At 63.1% G+C, this 17,620-nt stretch carries 20 protein-coding genes; 4 read left to right on the plus strand and 16 right to left on the minus strand.

All coding sequences use genetic code 11. The features are described 5' to 3' along the window. The 3 genes from Q0330_RS12450 to mobC form a co-directional block, all read right to left on the minus strand. Nucleotides 1–1,829, minus strand: a 1,829-nt coding sequence (locus Q0330_RS12450; RefSeq protein ID WP_299479582.1) for a type IV secretory system conjugative DNA transfer family protein, incomplete at its 3' end; no start/stop codon positions are given. Nucleotides 1,830–1,841: 12 nt separating this feature from the next. Next, the gene (locus tag Q0330_RS12455; protein ID WP_299479585.1) at nucleotides 1,842–3,788 is read right to left on the minus strand and encodes a relaxase/mobilization nuclease domain-containing protein; all 1,947 of its coding nucleotides are present in this window, start codon (nucleotides 3,786–3,788) and stop codon (nucleotides 1,842–1,844) included. Beyond that, nucleotides 3,785–4,363, minus strand: coding sequence for a plasmid mobilization relaxosome protein MobC (gene mobC, locus Q0330_RS12460; RefSeq protein ID WP_299479588.1), 579 nt, complete (start codon nucleotides 4,361–4,363; stop codon nucleotides 3,785–3,787). The genes Q0330_RS12455 and mobC overlap by 4 nt, the downstream gene beginning before the upstream one ends. 626 nt (nucleotides 4,364–4,989) lie before the next feature. Here mobC and Q0330_RS12465 point away from each other — a divergent pair. From Q0330_RS12465 to Q0330_RS12475, 3 genes are all read left to right on the plus strand, one after another. After that, complete coding sequence (locus Q0330_RS12465; protein WP_299479591.1) at nucleotides 4,990–5,754, plus strand: AAA family ATPase; 765 nt, start codon at nucleotides 4,990–4,992, stop codon at nucleotides 5,752–5,754. Then, nucleotides 5,747–6,382, plus strand: coding sequence for a hypothetical protein (locus tag Q0330_RS12470; RefSeq protein ID WP_235674162.1), 636 nt, complete (start codon nucleotides 5,747–5,749; stop codon nucleotides 6,380–6,382). The genes Q0330_RS12465 and Q0330_RS12470 overlap by 8 nt, the downstream gene beginning before the upstream one ends. A 274-nt stretch (nucleotides 6,383–6,656) precedes the next feature. Next, a complete protein-coding gene (locus tag Q0330_RS12475; protein WP_299479600.1) occupies nucleotides 6,657–7,025 on the plus strand; it encodes a hypothetical protein in 369 nt (122 codons plus the stop codon). 234 nt (nucleotides 7,026–7,259) lie between these two features. On the opposite strand, the gene Q0330_RS12480 is transcribed toward Q0330_RS12475, so the two are convergent. The 12 genes from Q0330_RS12480 to Q0330_RS12535 all read right to left on the minus strand — a co-directional run bounded on the left by Q0330_RS12480 (nucleotide 7,260) and on the right by Q0330_RS12535 (nucleotide 15,368). Beyond that, a complete protein-coding gene (locus Q0330_RS12480) occupies nucleotides 7,260–7,427 on the minus strand; it encodes a hypothetical protein (RefSeq protein WP_299479603.1) in 168 nt (55 codons plus the stop codon). Nucleotides 7,428–7,438: 11 nt separating this feature from the next. Further along, complete coding sequence (locus Q0330_RS12485) at nucleotides 7,439–7,624, minus strand: hypothetical protein (RefSeq protein WP_299479606.1); 186 nt, start codon at nucleotides 7,622–7,624, stop codon at nucleotides 7,439–7,441. After that, nucleotides 7,621–8,514, minus strand: a complete 894-nt coding sequence (locus tag Q0330_RS12490; protein WP_299479609.1) for a zincin-like metallopeptidase domain-containing protein — start codon at nucleotides 8,512–8,514, stop codon at nucleotides 7,621–7,623. Before Q0330_RS12490 ends, Q0330_RS12485 begins: the two co-directional genes overlap by 4 nt. A gap of 395 nt (nucleotides 8,515–8,909) precedes the next feature. Further along, nucleotides 8,910–9,218, minus strand: a complete 309-nt coding sequence (locus tag Q0330_RS12495) for a hypothetical protein (protein WP_299479612.1) — start codon at nucleotides 9,216–9,218, stop codon at nucleotides 8,910–8,912. After that, entirely contained in the window at nucleotides 9,218–9,979 is a 762-nt protein-coding gene (locus tag Q0330_RS12500; RefSeq protein ID WP_299479615.1) for a hypothetical protein, read from the minus strand. Before Q0330_RS12500 ends, Q0330_RS12495 begins: the two co-directional genes overlap by 1 nt. 3 nt (nucleotides 9,980–9,982) lie before the next feature. Next, nucleotides 9,983–10,291: a hypothetical protein gene (locus Q0330_RS12505; RefSeq protein WP_299479618.1), complete on the minus strand. Its 309-nt coding sequence runs from the start codon at nucleotides 10,289–10,291 to the stop codon at nucleotides 9,983–9,985. A 513-nt stretch (nucleotides 10,292–10,804) separates the two neighbouring features. Then, nucleotides 10,805–11,659: an alpha/beta hydrolase gene (locus Q0330_RS12510; protein WP_299479621.1), complete on the minus strand. Its 855-nt coding sequence runs from the start codon at nucleotides 11,657–11,659 to the stop codon at nucleotides 10,805–10,807. A gap of 577 nt (nucleotides 11,660–12,236) precedes the next feature. Further along, nucleotides 12,237–13,025 carry an N-6 DNA methylase gene (locus Q0330_RS12515; RefSeq protein WP_299479624.1) on the minus strand — a complete coding sequence of 263 codons (789 nt, stop codon included), beginning with the start codon at nucleotides 13,023–13,025 and terminating at the stop codon, nucleotides 12,237–12,239. A gap of 56 nt (nucleotides 13,026–13,081) precedes the next feature. Continuing rightward, the gene (locus tag Q0330_RS12520; RefSeq protein ID WP_299479627.1) at nucleotides 13,082–13,402 is read right to left on the minus strand and encodes a hypothetical protein; all 321 of its coding nucleotides are present in this window, start codon (nucleotides 13,400–13,402) and stop codon (nucleotides 13,082–13,084) included. Between the two features lie 67 nt (nucleotides 13,403–13,469). Continuing rightward, on the minus strand, nucleotides 13,470–14,072 hold the full coding sequence (locus tag Q0330_RS12525; RefSeq protein WP_299479630.1) for a hypothetical protein: 603 nt from the start codon (nucleotides 14,070–14,072) through the stop codon (nucleotides 13,470–13,472). 1 nt (nucleotide 14,073) lies between these two features. Continuing rightward, nucleotides 14,074–14,703: a hypothetical protein gene (locus Q0330_RS12530; protein ID WP_299479633.1), complete on the minus strand. Its 630-nt coding sequence runs from the start codon at nucleotides 14,701–14,703 to the stop codon at nucleotides 14,074–14,076. 473 nt (nucleotides 14,704–15,176) lie between these two features. After that, nucleotides 15,177–15,368 (minus strand): hypothetical protein, encoded by a 192-nt coding sequence (locus tag Q0330_RS12535; protein WP_299479636.1) that lies wholly within the window; start codon nucleotides 15,366–15,368, stop codon nucleotides 15,177–15,179. Between the two features lie 654 nt (nucleotides 15,369–16,022). Here Q0330_RS12535 and Q0330_RS12540 point away from each other — a divergent pair. Further along, complete coding sequence (locus Q0330_RS12540; RefSeq protein WP_299479639.1) at nucleotides 16,023–16,973, plus strand: hypothetical protein; 951 nt, start codon at nucleotides 16,023–16,025, stop codon at nucleotides 16,971–16,973. A gap of 104 nt (nucleotides 16,974–17,077) precedes the next feature. Here Q0330_RS12540 and Q0330_RS12545 read toward each other — a convergent pair whose 3' ends face one another. Continuing rightward, nucleotides 17,078–17,332 carry a hypothetical protein gene (locus Q0330_RS12545; protein ID WP_299479642.1) on the minus strand — a complete coding sequence of 85 codons (255 nt, stop codon included), beginning with the start codon at nucleotides 17,330–17,332 and terminating at the stop codon, nucleotides 17,078–17,080. Nucleotides 17,333–17,620: the final 288 nt, after the last annotated feature.

The raw sequence follows: 17,620 nt of genomic DNA on the forward strand, positions 1-17,620 counted from the left end.
CGAACGACCGCTGTCAGCTTAGAGTAGGATTTCACACTCTCCCGCAAACGACCCGCAGCTGTCCGCACCACCTGCTGTTCCAGCCTGTCGATATGCTGCAACTGGCGCGACGGATAGGGATACGCCCCCTTCTGGCTCTCGAAGATCGGCTTGAAGACAGGATCGGCGTAATAGACGATCTTGTCCGCCAGGATCGGCTGGTGCCCCTCCGGCATCAGCAACACCTTTGATTTGGGCAAGCCCCGCAGCTGCGAGGCCGTGAACAGTGGCAGCTCTTCGGTCGAGACATTGACGCTGCGGTTCGAGAAGTCGTTCAGCGTATAGCTGTAGGACGCCTTGAAGCCCGTCCGGGTGCCGAGCGCCTTGGTGATCTCTTCCGTGGTCGAATGATCGTTGGGAGAGATATAGATCTTCATCTCGCAGCCCGCGATCAGGCTTTCGACCTCGGCATCGCTGTAGCCCACCGATTTCAGGCCGGGGATCGACTGCGTGACCACCGTCGTGCGCGCCCCGTGACCGGCAAGCTGCTTCATCGACTGCTGGACGATCGGCATGTAGCCAAGCTGGTCGAACTCGTCGAGCATGATGAACACCTGCCCCAGCCCGCTGTCGTGGTCCGAACTGGTCTGCCGGATCGAGGCAATCAGGTCCGTGAACATCAGCCGGATCACCGCGTTCAGCGGCGAGATATCGTCCGACTGCACCACGATATAGATCGACTGCCGCCGCGAGCGGATATCGTCGAACCGGATATCGTCGCGACGGGTCACGGCCTGGATCTGAGGGTTGGCCCACTGCTTCAGCCCGCTGTCGCTCATGACCTGGCTGTAGGATTGCCGGATCTTCGGATCGAGGTTCCCGTAATTCGAGAACTCGCGGCGCACGATGGGGTTATCCGATGCCCTCGCGATGGCGTTGTAGCGGTCGCTGTCGCTCACCCCGACCTCGCTGCCGTCGCCGAACATCAGCGCATGGACACGGGTCAGCGTCGGATCGCCCATCTCGATGGCACGCAGGCAGCCGGCGATGAACCATTGCTTGGCCCCGCCAAGGAAGTTCGAGGCCGATCCCTCCCCCTTCGCGACCAGGAAATTATCCGCGAGCTTGTCCAGTTCGGCGTAGCGCCGGTTCGGATGCGTGATCGCGGCAATGCGCGCCAGCGGATTGTAGTGGTGCGAGCCATGCTCGAAGTCATAGGGCGCGAAGCGAAACACCTCGTCGCCCAGCTCCACCCGCATCCGCGACGTGTTCCGGAAGATCTCGCCCTTCACATCGAGCACCACCAGCGAGCCGTCCGCCAACAGGCAGTTGGGCGTGAGATAAGACACCCCCTTGCCCGAGCGCGTGGGACCGATCAGCAGGCATTGCGGAAAGGCGTCGATCGGTGCCGAGATGAACTCCGCCTTGAGCGCTTCCTTCGGTGGCGTTTCCACCACTTCCAGCGGCTTGCCACGCAGCTCTTTCGGCGGCCGCGCGACCTTGCCGAAGATCAGGCCGCCCTCTTCCAGCGGCGTGATGAAGCCGTTCCGGCGCATCTCCTTGATCCCCTGGAAATGCGCCGTGCCGTAGCGCGTCGTGGTCGTCGTGTAGATCATCACCCCGATGAACACGATGCAGAGCGCAACCACCCCGACGAAGATCGCCGCCGCGATCTTTTGCGCCTCGGTCTGAAGGCTCAGATCGCTCAGGACACCGACGATCGAGATCGGACTGCCGTTGAAGTCGCGGTTCATGCCGTTCAGCACCAGGCTCGATGCGATCACCGCGATCAGAAGCGTCATGACGATGCCGGCGACGATCCGCACCCGGTCTTTCAGGTCTAGTTCCATGATGCCCTCCCCTCAGAGCGAGAAATCGTCGCCGGTGCTGCTCTGGCTGAGCACACGCCGCGCCTTGTGGGGCTCGTCGGCCGCCGCGTAGCCCTCGGCAATCTGCTCACGCGACAGATCGAACTTCGCGGCATGTTCCGGACGCTCCGCCATCGCCATCACCGAGGCCGCCAGTTCGCGCTGGTGCAGCCGGTTCGGCGTGATGGCTTCGAGGTCGCGGTAATCCCCCTCGGCCATACGCTCAAAGCCCCTGGTCCCGAACTCGGCACGAAGCGCCGCCGCGTATTCCCGCTCGCTCTCACGGTTGGCGAACTCCGGCGCCGCGGATGGATACTCGCGCTCGGTCAGGCGCTGCATGAAGGACCGCAGGTAATCCCTGTCGGGCGTCATGATATTGGCCCGCATCTCGCCCCGCACGTCCTGCACCCTGTCGAACATCTCGTCGGCCGAGATCTTCGGACTGCGCTCGGGATCGACCGCCGAGGACAGCACGTCGCGCTTCTGATCGTCGCTCAGCAGGTCGTTCTCGAACACGCCCTTGGCGTATTGCCGGTCGATGCCAGCATCACCCGACAGCTCGTCGAACTTCTGCCAGAAATCCGCCACCGCGCCGGGCCGGGCCTCAAAGCTGTAATCGACATTGGCAAGCTCGACCGCGCGCAGCGACGTCTTGTAATCGCGGATCTGATCGTCGCCCAGCTCCGCGCCCGAGAAGGTCCGGATATCTTCCTCGTCCGAGACCCCGGCCGAGAACATCTCTACGGCGGTCGCCAGCGTCTCGCGGCCAATGTCGCGGCCCTCGGGCACATAGTCCTCGGCCCGACGAGCCAAAAGGTCGCCATCGGCATGCAGGCTGTTCGCCATCGGGCCGGGATGCGCGATCCCCTCAACCTCGACAACAACGCCATAGTCCTGCTTCACATCGTCAAGGAAGCTGCCAATCGCCGTGAAATGCTTGCCCTGCATCTCCGGGGGAAGTTCCAGGACCTTGTCCCGCATCCGCTCCGCCCATCCCTGGATCGCCGCTTCGAAATCTTCCGGGGTCTCCACATTCTCAAGTACCATCTCGAATTCCTTCCTTGAAATCGGGTTCTGCGTGGCGATGCCGTGGATCATTCGATCCGCAACCTCCGCCACGCGCTCGTTGCCCACCATCTTCGCGGCTTTCGCCACTTCTCCCCACTCGTCCGCCTCGTCGATCAGCATCCCCAGAACGCGATCCGTCAGCGCCCGCTGGCCCGGCACCCGGCCCTGCCGCCATTGCGCCGAGGATGGCGAGTACTGAAGATCGCCACGCTCGTAGCGAGTCGTCGCCTCCAGGTGGACGCCGTAATCCTGCGCCACCGACACCATCAGGTTCCGGAACCCCTGGTAGGTGAACGGCGCATCCAGCTTGTTCGACAGATAGAACCAGCTGCCGTTCTCGATCCCGCGATTATTGACCAGCACATGCACATGCGGGTGCGACCGGTCCGTGTGCAGCGCCGCGATGTATTCCCAACGATCGTCGGCAAATTCCTTTTCCGACCCGAACGCCCGCTCGCACATTTCCTCGGCGATCGCCGCCGCATCGCGCGGCGCAGTGTCAGGCGGAAACGAGATCAGCAGATGCGACGTGTGACCATTCTTCGGTGTGCCCTGCCAGCTGGCCTCCCAGCTATCCGCGATGGCCTCAAGGGAGGCTTCGGACTGTCGCCGCTCGTCGGTCAGCGCGTCGCTGAACCCGAACGTGTATTGCGCCTTGGTGTTGATGTAGTCCATCTGCCGGCGCATCTGGTGACGCGTATGCGTCCCGCCGCTGGCGATCTTCTTGAAGACGGCAGCCCGCGAGCCTTCCGCGAAATTCCACTTGTTCAGCAGGCTGCCCGACAGCCCCGATCCGCGCCGACCACCGCCCCGCACCTTTCGCAGATGCTGGCGAATCTTTACGCCTTCATCGTCGTCGGCAAGGAAACTCACTCGCTCTCCCCCTCGCCCGCCGCATCATCGGCCCGCGCCGCCGCCCAAACCCGCTCGTTGGACCGCCGCGCCTCCTGGACGACGTTATTCAGTGCCGGCAGAACCTTCCGAAGCTGCGATTTCAGCTCCGCCAGATCCTTGCCGGCCTCGCGCATTGGCGGCGCCTGGCCGCGGTTCACCGCCCGCGCGATCTGGTTCACATTGACCCCGATCGCCGACACCTCGTCGTAAAGCGCCTTCACCTCGCCAACGAACGCGAAGTTCCGGTCCAGCAATCCGACCGAATTGCGCACCAGCGCCCGCAGCGCATCCGACCGATCCTTGAACCCGGCTCGGGCCAGTTCCTCGTCGAATGCCTCCTGCTCGCCCGCCGAGATCCGGAACGAAACCCGCTCAGTCGGCGCAAACGCCGGCCTCATCGGCGCGATCGCCGCGCGCCGCAGCCGGTAGACCGTGCTCTTCGCGACCTCGAACTCCGACGCGATCCGGCCCACAGGCACGCCCTCCTTGAGCCGCGCCACGATCTGATCGCGGGCCGCTGTGGTCAGGTGGGCAGCCTGGCCGCCCTTCGACAAATCGGCTCTACGCGAATTTTGTCGGACCATACGCACTTCCTGCCAACCGCTTGCTTCTGTTCTTAGATCCAAATAGCACGAACAGCGTGAGTTCCATAGCCTTTTTTCCACGCGCCGAATGCCCTGCTGAGGCCAAGCCGTCGACTGAAACGCGCCGCCAGACGGCCGCTAGTGCGCCCTGACAGCCGCAAAAACAGATCTGGCTGGTTTGGTCCGCGCGAGGCCCTTAACATCCGCTACAGGCCAAAATAGAGCCTTTTTGCAGTTATTGCGTTTAGCGTTCAACGTATCGCGTTTTGCGTTACGGGGCATAGGCTTGGCGTTCTGGCTTTCGCGTTTATGCTTTCAGCTTGTGGTTTCCCCGTTGTTCGTTTCAGTGTTTGGGTATCCGTTTGCCCGTTTCGGTTATGGCGTTCAGCGTTTTCGCTATCGCGTCCTGCGTACCACGGTTTGCGTTCCACGGTTTGCGTTCGATGTTTCGCTTTTTGGTTTAATAGGATGGCGTTTTCCTTTATGTGTTCGGCGTATACGGTTTCGCGCTTTGTGTAATGCGTTCGGCGGTTCGCGTTACTAAGCCGTGGATGCAGTGATCGGCGGCATGACTTGAGAGCAAAGCGCACCGAAAAATGAGCGGGGGCGATGAAGTGGAAGAGAAGAAAGAAGACGGCCCGAACGGCATCCGCGTCGTCATGGTGATGAACAGGAAAGGGGGCTGCGGGAAATCGACTCTCGTCAAAGGCCTTGCCAGTGCCGCCGCCGAACGCGGGGAAAGCGTCACGATCTTCGATACAGATAGTAGCGAAAGCGCCTACCAGTGGATGCTCAATGCCAAGGAGCTGGGAAATTGGGCAGGGGACGTGACGGTCATCAAGTCTCTGGACAGCGCCGAAATTCGTGAAACCATCGACCGACTTTTTGACATGCCCGACCAGGAGCACCTGGTCCTGATCGACACTTTCGGCGGCGCCTCAGAGGCCATCGACGACCTTGCAATGATCTCGCATTTCATCGTGATCCCATCGAAGTTGTCACGGTCGGATGTCACCGAAACCATGCAAACCCTCAAATGGCACGCAAACCTTAAAAGGCGAGCGTCCGACCCAGCTGCGGTCCCGCCGACGCGCGTCATGCTGAACGCGGTTCCCCATCGCCGCAATGAAGCCGAAGAGACCGCATACACGCATATCCTGACGACGATGCCGACACTCACAGAACCGGTGATGCAGCGAGCAGCCTATCTCCGCATGGACCTGGAGGGCATGCTTGGCGCGATCCGGGATAACTTGGTCAACAAGGGGAACGTCAAGCACATGGACGTGGCAATAGCCGAGATGGAAAAGGTCCTTGGCGCCATCGACAAAATCATCAAGAAGGGGAAGGCCGATGGCTGAACGAAAGCGTTTCACTCCGGTCGTCAAGCCGGATGAGGACTATACCAAGCGCATAGAGCGCAAACCGGCTGCGCAGAAATTCATGTTTCGCGAAGATCCGGAAGAGATCGAGGCTCCCCTGGAAGCCGAGCCAGCCAAAGATGACAAGCCGCACACAAAGGCTCCGCCCTCCTCCACGCTCGAACAATCAGACGAGCAAAAGAGCGAAGGCGCTGCCAGAGAACCGGCCGCGCCGAAATCCGCGAGATCCGTGGAAACACCAACGACGACAGCGAAGCTGCGTTTGCATATCGCTGTTCCCGCAGAGCTTGCCGCTCGGGCGAATAGGGCAGCTGAAAAGGCGCGCTGTCCTGCAAGAAAGGTTGCGCTGGCCGCACTCAATGAAATCAAGCCGTCATTGCTGGAACGCCTGAACAGCATCCGTTACGGCCAGATTGAGCCTGAACGGCAGGAAAATGTTGGATTCAGCATCAGCACAACTTGGCAGATCCCGGCGAAAACAGAGACGCACCTGAAGTCAGAACTGGATCCCGTTGGGATTGGGCAGGTTAACCGGCTGGTCAGCCACTGGATTCGCGGACAGTTCCTGGATCACTTCGAGAAATATCTGAAGAAGCTCGGGCACTAGGGAACAACCAAACCCTTGGTCCGAAGAGCTAAGGGGCTTTGCCCCTCGCGCCGGCAAGGACAATAGACAGAACCGTGTCCTCGGCTTCGCCTGCGGGCCGCACCACTTCCGTCGATTGTCCTTGCCTCTGCTACCCCCACTCTCGGCGAGGCCAGACCCCGAAAACCGAAGTTTTCGGGGCAGGCTCCATTTGGGGGCACCCCGATGGAGACGGGGGGCGCAGTTGACCTATCGACGCGGGAACGATTGCCAGGCGGAAGGGCAGGGGGGCCACATGTCCCGGCTTGAACGGTTTCAGAACCTGCTGGACGCGATTGAAGCCTGTGACTGGCATGACGCGGAGATGGTCATGTCCGCCGTTCTGGAGGAAGCGCGCGCGGATGCACCACTGGTGCCCTTCGGCGATATCGAAGACGATGCGGAGTTCTGGGCCGCGATGGCGACATATGAGGAACTGCGCGCGTATTTCCTGGCCTGTGGAAAGCGCCTCGCGCGCCGGCAGCTCGGCCGCCGTGGAAAGATCCGGCTGGCGCAGCTTTTGTTCGCCGATATGCCCGATGAAGACCGCAGGGCGGTGATCGCCACGCCCCGGTCTGGCGGCGCCGGCCGGCAGGTTATCCAGCCCGAACGCCGCCAGGCGTAAGGGCCGCGCAGATGAACGAGCGGGACGCGCCCCCAAAGAGCGAAGGGACGCGAAGAAATCTGTGGGTGACGTGCCGGGCGGCACAGCCATCGAAGCCCGTGACGTGGCGCAAGCCGCGTCTCCGCTTCCGGCGCTGCGCCAGCGGCGTCGGCGCGGCCAGGAGGGGCGGCGCAGCCGTCAATTCTGGCCGCGAAAATCACCCCCGGCCAGAACGCTGCTGGCCGGGGGTCGTCCTCAGTTGATTTCCTCGATGAAGCGTTCGCCCTGATAAGGGTCAATCTCATACATCAGGACCGCGATGCCGAACCGTTCTGCCCGACGCCGTGCCCTGTGGCGGGCTTCTTCCAGCGTATCGCAGGGGATCGGCAGATCGTCGGGATGGTCTCGCAATTCATAGATCATGGCGTCACCCTCTAAAGCTCGATGCCGGGTTTCAGATTGCCGTCGCGGTCGAGCCAGCCGCGCGCCTGCGCGCAGTCCATGCAGATACAGGTTCCGACCGGATCGCCGGGCAGGATCACCGGCGCAAGCATCACCATCGGGTTGACGCTGCCGCATTTGCGGCAGGTCAGGACGGGCAGGGGGGTCGGGCCGCTCATGCGGCGGCCCTTTCCTCGATCATCCCGGCGGGTGCGGTTTTCATGAGCCAGTCGGCGGCCTTCTGGGCCTCGGTCGCGGCCTTGAAGATCATCCGCTTGTCGTCTTTCAGCGCCCGCAACCATGATGCGACATAAGCCGCAGACTGCCCGAAATCAGGCGTCAGGCCGAGTTGCGCGCAAACCATGACCTGCCCCAATTCGGCGCAAAGTTCCTCGAACGCATAAGCTGCCCGGTCGCTGAACCGGCTGAAGCGGTCCAGCCGGTGCCCTGCGCCGCTGGCATGGCAATATTCATGGGCGAGGGTGGCATAATATCCGCCCGCATCGTGAAAGGTCGAAACCGGCGGCATATGCACGAAATCCCCTGCGATATCGTAATAGGCGCGCGGATCGTCGCTGGTGCGGCGTTCGATGCCGGTCGCGTCAAAGAATGCCTCAAGCGCCGGATCTGCCTCGGTGCCGAGATCGCGGGGTTCCTCGATGGGTGCACCATGATAGGCTTCGGGCAATCCGTCGATCTGGTCGGCGTTGAACACCCGGTAGGACTTGGCATAGCCAATGGTCTTTTCCTCGCCGGTCTCGGGGTCTTCACGGTCCACGGTGCCATATTTGACGACGATGGCGGATTTCTCGCCCTTGCGGACCTGTCCGCCAGCCTCCTGCGCCTGCCGATAAGTGAACCAGTAGGGGCTGCGGAAACCCTTTTCGGCCGCCTCTGACCACAGCATCAGAATGTTGATGCCCCGGTACGACTCGCCGGTGCTGCGCCGGGGGAAGGGAATGCCGCCAGCATCGCCGGTCCAGGGCTTGCGCCATGCCGGCGTGCCCGCCTCGATGCTGGCAATGATCTGATCGGTGACATGCTGATAGATATCGAACTTCGCTGCCATGTCGGCCTCCTTTGCGACGGGCGGCGCGGGCTTGGTGCCTGCTTTCCGCCGATGGGCGAGACCTCTCTGCTTGTCGTCGAAAGGCCCCATGCCTTTCGGACGGCAAAGCGGGGAGGGCGCAGCCCTGCCCGCGGCCGGGGGGATGACTGTCACGGGGTCGGGAAGGCGGGGTGGTGCGGCCCGCAGGCGCAGCCGAGGACACGGCCCGCCTGGACGACGACGCGCGGCACGCGCGGCGCTGGCCCCTTGACCGGCATCCCGCCGGATGCGTGGCGGACAAAGGAAAAGGAAACATCGTCGGGGCGGGGGTGAGCGCGGGCGCAGCCCGCGTCGATCCTCCGGCACGCCCTCAGCCGGTCTTGGCCCGCGCCCTCGCGCGGGCCGCAGATCTGTTCTCAATTCGGTGCGTTGGCCAATGGGCGCATGTCAGGCGTCCACGGCAGGGGCGGCCACAGGCGTCCATTATAGCTGATGCGGGCGAGATGCTGTCCCGCGTCGTCGTAAACCTCGCCGCACCCGAACTGCGACGCCCCAAGACCACTCACATTCCGGGCAGCGACGTAGGCGCGCTGACAATCCTCAAGGCTGGTGAACCCGCGCAGCCAGTAAGTGCCGGGTGCGGCGTCTTCGCGCCCGGCGTCGATCTCATAGCGCACCCTGAACCGGGTGCGCGCGGTGATCTGGTAATCTGTCGGCAAAGTCATCAGGCCCGCGCCTCCATCAATGCCCGCACCGCTGTCAGATGATCGGGATGATCTGCGCCCCAGACCTCGGCTGCCCGGACGGCCTTGGGATGTGCGCGCGCTTCGGCCTCGGACATGGCAAATGGCTCTAGCCGATAGACACGGCAGGGCAGGAATACGTCCACGCCGCGTCCGGCTCCGGCACGGTTATGCGAGAAAAACCAGAACTTGCCGCGACGGATCTCGCCGGTGTCCTTGAAATACTCCCAGAGCTGCGCGCGGTTGAGACTGCCGGAAAAGCTGGAATTTCCGCATCTGGTGACGTGAAAGCTCCCGCCATGCGTCGTCTGCATGCCGTGCCCTTGCGGCCAGGCGTAGCTGCATCGCTCAAGGCTGCCATCCGGCATGATGACGAAATCCCCGACGCGCGGTTTTCCGGTCATCGTTTCGCGTGCGGCCTCGGTCTCAGCAGCGATCAGCGTGTTGATCTCGTCCAGATGGCTGTTGTCCTCCGCCGGACCGATCAACCCGGCGTCGATCAGGTGACGCACGATCATCAGCTTGCAGCCATATTCCGTCACATGCGAGAACCGCCCGCCTGCGCCCTCGATGGCACCCAGATCATAAATCCACGGATCATGGCCCGGCTCACTGACGGGCCAGTAACGGCAGACGATATCCGCCCCCCATCCGTTCATGGCAAAGCGGGCGACGGTGCTGCCGTCAGGTTGCGCCTCGAAGCTGAGGCGCGGATGGTTGAACAGTTCATAGCGGGCGGTCATGGCTCAAGCCCTCCGCGCGTTGGATCTGGCGACGGTCCCGACCTCGGGAGCATCCAGAAGCCAGGCATCCGAAAGCGGGAATTGCCGGTTGGTGCGCAGGTTGCGGACCAGTGCCATATGGCCGCCAGCGATGCGGCGGGTGGTGAAGCGGCCCCGCTCATAGGTGGCGTATTCGCGCGGAATCCACGCCTCGACGCGCACCGTGACCCCGCGAACCATGAGGATCGCACCGACACAGATCGTGCCAATTTTGCGGACGCTGCCACCGATCGTCTCGATCCGGTGACGCTGCGGGTTATACTGGCGAAGCATTCAGACTCTCCTTTTGCGACGGGCGGGACGGGCTTGGTGCCTGCTTTCCGCCGATGGGCGAGACCTCTCTGCGTGTCGTCGAAAGGCCCCATGCCTTTCGGACGGCAAAGCGGGGAGGGCGTAGCCCTGCCCGCGGCCGGGGGGATGACTGTCACGGGGTCGGGAAGGCGGGGTGGTGCGGCCCGCAGGCGCAGCCGAGGACACGGCCCGCCTGGACGACGACGCGCGGCACGCGCGGCGCTGGCCCCTTGACCGGCATCCAACCGGATGCGTGGCGGACAAAGGGAAAGGAAAGATCGCCGGGGCGGGGGTGAGCGCGGGCGCAGCCCGCGTCGATCCCCCGGCACGTCCTCAGCTGGTCTTGGCACGCGCCCTAGCGCGGGCCGCAGATTTGCTGCTGGATCAATGATGAGGTGGTCGGCTATGCGGGACCAAGCGGAAGTTTGCCGCAGCGCAAAATACGCCAGAGTCCGACGGTCTCTTTTGCTGCGGCGGACCTCACGAGCAGTATCGTTATTCCGAGAGGAAAGCTGCGATCATGGGGCCGACGGTGTCGGGTGTTTCCCAGAACATGTTATGCCCGTATCCTTCGAAGGTTTCGTGGCGCGCTTTCGGAAGGATTTGCTTGACCAGTTCCTGGGAGGCTTCTCCGAACAACCCGTCCTCGTCCCCCCAGAGGATGAGCGTCGGCGCTTCGATCCGCTCTGCATAAGGCGACCAATCTGTCATCGTCAGACCCTCGAGAACGCCCGTCCAGACGTGCTTCGGCGTCGCCGCGCTTTCTGCGCGCTCACGGTCGATGAAGTCGGCAGGGACAGGATTCGGGTTCCAATACCAGTCCTTCATGAACTGGCTATCGGGGTCCAGCGTCTCCGGGAGTTGCGGAACATTCTCCCAGAGCCAATCGCCCGCAGCCTCGGGCGTGGTGGCCGCAGTGCTGATCAGAACGAGCCTGTCGACCATGTCCGGATGTTGCGCCGCGAAGAGGGCGGCAGTCATCGACCCGAGCGAATGACCCACGATATCCGCCGTTTCAATCTCCTGCGCGACCATGAAGCGCTCGAGGTCATGGCTGAAATCCATGAGGGTGTAGCAGCATTCTGGAGCGGCAGATTCACCGTGTCCGCGCAGGTCGACGGCATAGATATGACGATCCGCCAGTTCGGGCGCGAGAAGAGACCAGCTCCGGCTATTGTCGGTGTAGCCGTGTATCAAGACCAACGGGTCTCCCTCCGTGTTGCCCATCTCGACATACCCGATGGTCTGCCCCGACGGCAGCGTGGCCGTCTGCCGCGCGCTATCCCATTCGTCCTGAGACGGTATGGCAATCGTTTCGGCGGACGCCGCGCCAACGCCGAATGCTGCCACGAATGCGACAGTTGTCACTGCAACAATCTGCGACCGTGTCAGGACGGAAGATCTCGAAGAAGCGTTGTGCATTGGGTTCCTCATCACGACTGAATTCCGCCGAAGCCATAGCAGACGGCAGGAGACATCAGCAACGCCGCCGATCGCGCGCGCTTCAGCGGCGTTCGGCGCAATTTTGCGGCCCTCAGACGTCCATTGCCGACGGGGGACCGCAGCTCGACTGGCTGCCGTGCGCTTTTGAGCATGAGAGCATCGCGGGTGTGACAAGAACGTCAGTATCGTAGGAACGACGAGCTGCCGGCGATCGCTGCGGTTAGCTCGCGCACGCGCGTGCTGCGGACGCGAAGAACATCACCGACTGCACGATCGGTTTGGGCTCATCGCGTCGTTCTGCCGATCGGATTTTCCCCGAAACGATCCCCAGAAATTGTGGATAAGTCCGCTGACAAAGAAAGGGGCCGCCCGAGGGCGGCCCAGTTGAACCTTCGTCGCAGAAGGAATTGAACAATAGAGAAACGAATGCCAAAAAATATTCAGCAGGATCGAGCGTAAGCGGCTGATCTGCCTGCGTCAATCGTCATTGCCAGACGGCGCGTGCGGCGGCCGGCGCCGGGCTGCGTAGCAGCTCGCGGCGCATCGCTTGCGCGGCCTTTTCGGCTTCCGCCGCCTGCCGTTCGGCCTCGCGCTGTTTGGCAAAAGGGTGGCCGTTCAGCGCATGGAACACAGGCGCGGCGGGGGTGAATGCCTGATCGTAGGTTTCGAGTGACAGGCTGTTGCCGTTGATCACGCGGCCGGCGACGCCACGCGCGGCGATCTGGACATAGGCCATGTGGAACGTGGCGCGGGCCAGCTCCACGGCCTCTACCCAGATTTGCCGGGCCGGATCAAAACCCTGTTCCTCGATCACATCGGCGACGGCCAGCACCATTCCGCCCGCGCCAGCGGCGGGTTCCGAGATGGTGATGAAGCCCTGCGCCTCGATCCGGGCCGAAACATCGCCAAGAGACATTTCGGCCATCATGCGGCTGACCTCGTAGGGGGTGAAGAACTGACCCAGGCGGGCATCGAGCGCGCCGATCTCGGCCGCGACCTGGCCGAAGAAATCGACGCTCCCGGCGGCGATGGTCTGCAAGGCCAGCGCCATCATGTCCGGCATCCGGCGCACATCGTCCTTGTTCGGGAACATCCCGACACAGGACATGTATTCGGCCTCCAGCCGGTCGCGCTGCTCTGCAAAGGGCGAGGCGCGCTTTGCCAGGGCGCAATACGCCATTTCGCAGAAGATGCGGAAGATCTCGGTGCGGGTCTTCGAGCGGTCGAAGCTGTCGAGCGCACGCAGAAAATCGGTCACGGCGGGATGGGCCATGTCTGAATCCTTGGGCAATGGGGCAGGGCGCCGCGCCCGAAGGCGCGGCCTCGGGCTTACTGGTCGCGGGCGGTGCTCAGAGAGAGCATGATCGCTGTTTTGTTGGCGGCCACGTCGTTGCGGATCTGCTCGTAGGGCTTTGTCCAATCAACGGAGACTTGCAGCAGGGCATCCATGATGGCGAATGCGCCTTGCCGGGTTCGACGATCACCGCCCCTGCCGCCGCCGATGCTCATGCCGGATGCGACATGAACCACTTGCCAGCGTTTATGCAGCTTGAAAACGCCCAGCCCTGCGCGACAATAGGCCGTCACGCTCCTGTCGCCATAGATGCTGTTCGGGATGGTGATCATCTGTTGGGAATGGGTCATGGTCATACCGTGGTCATTTGAGTGGGGACGGGTTGCTTCAAGGCGCCGCGCCCGCTGGCGCGGCGCAGGACGGTCAGATGCGGGACCAGTCCCGCGACATGACGCGGCTGATGCGGCAATCTGCGCCGGTCTCGATGCAGGTGAAGAAGGTGGTCGCGCGGTTCGCCCCGGCGAAACGCTCCTTCTTGACGCGGAAGGTGCGGCCCTCGGTGCCATCGCTGAACCGCAACGGCTCGGCAAAGCGGATCACGTCGCCGGGCTTCAGACGGCGGCCAGTTCGGGCGGCGTGTTTGCGGCACCGCTGCCGCCAGTCCCGCGCGTATTCATGTGTGGTGGGGGACAACAGGTCGAGGAGCTTTGCCGGGGCGTCGCATTCGACCGGACCGGCGGTTTCGTCCATGTCCTTGTAGCCCCAGCCGCCGCCTTCCCGGCGGGTCAGGAACACGGCCGCGAAGGTATAGCCGCCCGTGGCGTCGGTCTCGAAACTGCCGCTGGCATCGGTGCCGCTCACCAGTCGCCCGGTCGCGGGCTCGCTGCGCACGGCGACATACCAGACGGACCCCTTGCGGCTGATGAGGACGGGGAAACCCCGTCCTTCCTCGTTGTCCCATGTGCAGAGGCGCGCAATTTCGTCGCGGATGCAGGCGGGGGTGTGGTTATAGACCAGCCAGCCCATATCAGCCCCTCCGCTTTTCGATTGCGGCAAGGATTTGCTCGCGCAGATAGGTCAGGGGATGGGCGTCAAAATCATCCTCGCGGAAGTGTTCCGGGTCGTCATAGCCGGGGATTTCGTCGTGGATGCGCTCGGCCAGCAGGTCCACCAGATCGGGCAGGCGGGTATTGGCATACGCATGGCAAAGATCGCGATACTCGACCAGCTCGCCGGTCAGGTCCACGATGCGAGCAAGGGCTTCGCCGATATCGTCCGACGCCGCGTCATGGACGATCTGCCATTCCTGCGCCTCGCGATGAAACCCATAGACCGACCAGAACGCATGTTCGCCGGGATCGCAGACCTCGATGCTGCCGCCCATGTCGCGGACGGGCGAGACACAGAAGCCGGAAAAGTCGAAGACGGTGGTGCCGGACGGCAACCCGTTCCAGTCCTGCGCCAGCGCGGCTTCATCAATGCGCTGGCCCGCCCCCAGATACTGAACGGCGCTGACCCATTTGGCCTTCACCTGCGCCTTCTCGCGCAACTCATCGAGGGTGAATGTGCCGAGATATTCCCCGGTCACATCGAATGCGGCCCAAAGATTGAGCCAGCGGCCTTCGTTCCGGGTCAGCTTGTCAAAATTGCGTAGCATCTCGCATCGTCCTTCTCTTGCGACGGGCGGTGCGGGCTTGGTGCCTGCTTTCCGCCGATGGGCGAGACCTCTCTGCTTGTCGTCGAAAGGCCCCATGCCTTTCGGACGGCAAAGCGGGGAGGGCGCAGCCCTGCCCGCGGCCGGGGGGATGACTGTCACGGGGTCGGGAAGGCGGGGTGGTGCGGCCCGCAGGCGCAGCCGAGGACACGGCCCGCCTGGACGACGACGCGCGGCTCGCGCGGCGCTTGCCCCTTGACCGGCAGCCCCCCCGGATGCGTGGCGGACAAGGGAAATGGAAACATCGTCGGGACGGGGGTGAGCGCGGGCGCGGCCCGCGTCGATCCCCCGACACGTCCTCAGCCCATCATGGCCCGCGCCTTCGCGCGGGCCGCGAATGATCTGTCTGGCCGCAGGCCGTCGCGGCAGCGACTGGATGGAACGGCGAAGGGGCGGCTTTCGCCGCCCCCTTGCCGTTACTCCTGGTCGTCCGACCGCTTGGGGAAGGCGACCATATCCACGCCGGGGAACATGTTGTGGCGGACCTGGATCGAGGTGATCTCGCCGACGGGGTTGCGGTTGATGAAGAGGACACCGCAGTCGTCCCAGAAATTCTTGCCGTCCTTCTCGCCGGTTTTGACCTTGAGCTTCATGTTTTCGGTGGCCATTGGATTTTCCTTTCCTGCCTGGCGTTTCGATGAAACCCCTGCGGACAGGGCAGAAAGAGCGGCTGTCAAAGGCGAATTTGGTTCGCGAGGAATGGCCGCAGGCCAGGGGAAATTCGTCGTTGAAGGCCGAAGGCCGTCAGCCGCGCTGCCCTGTCATGTTTCATCGGGAAGAAACGCCCCTTGCAGGACAGGACCAACCGGCCACGGAGCCAAGCGATCGACGAACCGGCAACGGGAAGGATGGCAAGGGCTGGGGATGTGCATGTCGTGTCCGGACCAACCGCAGCGCCTATGGTCTCGCCCGAAACCGCCCCCGCCGTTTCTGTTCCCGGCAGGACGCTCGCGTGCGGGACGGTGAATGACCGGGTTTGGCAGGGGCGTCGGAAGCCTGCCCGATGATCCGGTTATGCGCGACGGCTGAAGGCCGGCGCATCGCTCGATCCTTGTCGTCTCGCTCTGCGCCTTGCGCCTGCGTCAGCGGTCCCGCCCGATAGGGCCGAGATCGTCGGGGCAGGGCGCGCAGGACCGGCGTTCGGGGGGATGGCTCGGGACGAGACATTCAACCGGACGGCGCAGCCGCGCGTTTCGCCCCGATCAGCTCGGGTGGAGGCCGTGAGGCCGGAACCGGGGGCGCGGCCCGAAGGGGACGCCCTGATGCAGATTGATCCGATGTTGATGTCTCACTACGGTTCAGATCGACAGCCTTGCGGCCAGACGGGAATTTCACAGATGAAGCACGATACCCGCCCCCCGTTCAGGTCTCTGCGCGAGCTTGTTCTGAAAGAGCTTCAGGGCGAACGACCTCTTCTTGTGTGGGATAATGATCCAAAATTTGCATCTGAGAAACTGAACACCATCCTTGAGAGCGAAGCCTATATCCTTGATCGTCATGCTCGGGACTACCTTCAGGATCTGGCCTCTGGCCTGAGCATCGAGGATTACTATCGGTCGATCGCGAATACGCGGATGCCTTTTCAGTCTGTCTGGGTCGAAGCGATTTTCGACTTCCCTGACGATGGTGGCGAAACCTCGGTCGGCGCGCTGGTGACGGATGAAGGCGACGGCATCAAGGTTTTCTCGATGCTCTCGGTGCACGGTTTCAAGCCCTGGACGCCAATCTATAGCGGTGCCGAAGTCGTATTTCACCCGGACGGGCATGTCTCCTGTTCAGAAACGCCTATTGCCTACTTCAACAACCTGATGGGCGACGCCGGAGGTCTGTCTGTAAAGGACATGCTCAACGACGACGTGGACAAGGCCCTGCGGATCGGGGGGCTGTTCGCTGTTCTGTGTGCGGCACTTGCCCGTCCGAAGATCCTTGACCGCGAGGCCATTCGCTTTCTGCCAAAAAGCGAGGTCAAGGCGCAGATTGCGGCGGGGCGCAGGGCACCGCGCTTTGCGCCGTCGGTGATCCGTCTTTCGCGGGCGGGCCGGTCGGAGAGAGACGCGCATCACGGGGCCGGCGGGGCCGCGTCAGCGGCCCGCTCCGCCCATTGGGTGCGTGGCCATCTTTTTCTGGCGCGCAATGGCCGACTGACCTGGCGGCGGGCGCATGTCCGGGGTGGGGGCGATCCTACGGAGCGGGTCAATTACGTTACTGAATAGGGCTGGTCCGATCGGCGCGTGGGGCCTTGAAGCCAGTTGATCGAACGCGCTCCGGCTTCGGAACATGACAAGGCGGCCCCCGAAGGGGCCGCTGGATTGCTTGTCTATGCTCCGTCGGGAAAGAGTTTCAGCAAGGCAAAGAGCATCCCCATTGCCACGATGAGCAGGCTCCCGAGCTTGATCGTCATACGCTGCTCAAGAATCGTGAGGCGTGTATCGAGCGATTCATTTGTCACGATGTCTCGCGGCGTGCTTTCTCTCGCAAGGTCGATCAGCGTATCGACCTGCTCTGCTGAAAACCCGGCGGTCTTCAGTCTCTGTGCGAAGGCGTGCGTGTCGAAGTTCATCGTGTGGGCCATGTTGGTCTCCTTGGTTCCAATATAGGTGATTGCCGCTATTCAGAGAAGGCTTATCGCCCGCCCTGCGCGGTCGGAGGATTCGGACACGCGAGGTCAGGGACGCCCGGAACGGGCGCTTGCAAGCCGCGCTGGCGCGGCGCCGTCCTTGACCCGTGTGGAATAATCCAGAGACCGTGTGGGGTGGTGCGGCCTGGCCCCGGCCGATGTTCGGCCGGGTTAACAGCCGGGCACAATCGAAGCCGGTGCGTCCTGGTGCAACGAGCGGGTGGAGACGCCGCGCCGGGGGGC

Origin of the sequence: uncultured Paracoccus sp. (assembly GCF_937873615.1) — a bacterium.
Lineage (GTDB): Bacteria > Pseudomonadota > Alphaproteobacteria > Rhodobacterales > Rhodobacteraceae > Paracoccus.

Bases quoted from the DNA above. Each gene is read 5' to 3' on its own strand.
- Q0330_RS12465 (WP_299479591.1), top strand. From the start codon at position 4,990: ATGAGCGGGGGCGATGAAGTGGAAGAGAAGAAAGAAGACGGCCCGAAC.
- Q0330_RS12470 (WP_235674162.1), top strand. From the start codon at position 5,747: ATGGCTGAACGAAAGCGTTTCACTCCGGTCGTCAAGCCGGATGAGGAC.
- Q0330_RS12475 (WP_299479600.1), top strand. From the start codon at position 6,657: ATGTCCCGGCTTGAACGGTTTCAGAACCTGCTGGACGCGATTGAAGCC.
- Q0330_RS12480 (WP_299479603.1), bottom strand. From the start codon at position 7,427: ATGATCTATGAATTGCGAGACCATCCCGACGATCTGCCGATCCCCTGC.
- Q0330_RS12485 (WP_299479606.1), bottom strand. From the start codon at position 7,624: ATGAGCGGCCCGACCCCCCTGCCCGTCCTGACCTGCCGCAAATGCGGC.
- Q0330_RS12490 (WP_299479609.1), bottom strand. From the start codon at position 8,514: ATGGCAGCGAAGTTCGATATCTATCAGCATGTCACCGATCAGATCATT.
- Q0330_RS12495 (WP_299479612.1), bottom strand. From the start codon at position 9,218: ATGACTTTGCCGACAGATTACCAGATCACCGCGCGCACCCGGTTCAGG.
- Q0330_RS12500 (WP_299479615.1), bottom strand. From the start codon at position 9,979: ATGACCGCCCGCTATGAACTGTTCAACCATCCGCGCCTCAGCTTCGAG.
- Q0330_RS12505 (WP_299479618.1), bottom strand. From the start codon at position 10,291: ATGCTTCGCCAGTATAACCCGCAGCGTCACCGGATCGAGACGATCGGT.
- Q0330_RS12515 (WP_299479624.1), bottom strand. From the start codon at position 13,025: ATGGCCCATCCCGCCGTGACCGATTTTCTGCGTGCGCTCGACAGCTTC.
- Q0330_RS12520 (WP_299479627.1), bottom strand. From the start codon at position 13,402: ATGACCATGACCCATTCCCAACAGATGATCACCATCCCGAACAGCATC.
- Q0330_RS12525 (WP_299479630.1), bottom strand. From the start codon at position 14,072: ATGGGCTGGCTGGTCTATAACCACACCCCCGCCTGCATCCGCGACGAA.
- Q0330_RS12530 (WP_299479633.1), bottom strand. From the start codon at position 14,703: ATGCTACGCAATTTTGACAAGCTGACCCGGAACGAAGGCCGCTGGCTC.
- Q0330_RS12535 (WP_299479636.1), bottom strand. From the start codon at position 15,368: ATGGCCACCGAAAACATGAAGCTCAAGGTCAAAACCGGCGAGAAGGAC.
- Q0330_RS12540 (WP_299479639.1), top strand. From the start codon at position 16,023: ATGCAGATTGATCCGATGTTGATGTCTCACTACGGTTCAGATCGACAG.
- Q0330_RS12545 (WP_299479642.1), bottom strand. From the start codon at position 17,332: ATGGCCCACACGATGAACTTCGACACGCACGCCTTCGCACAGAGACTG.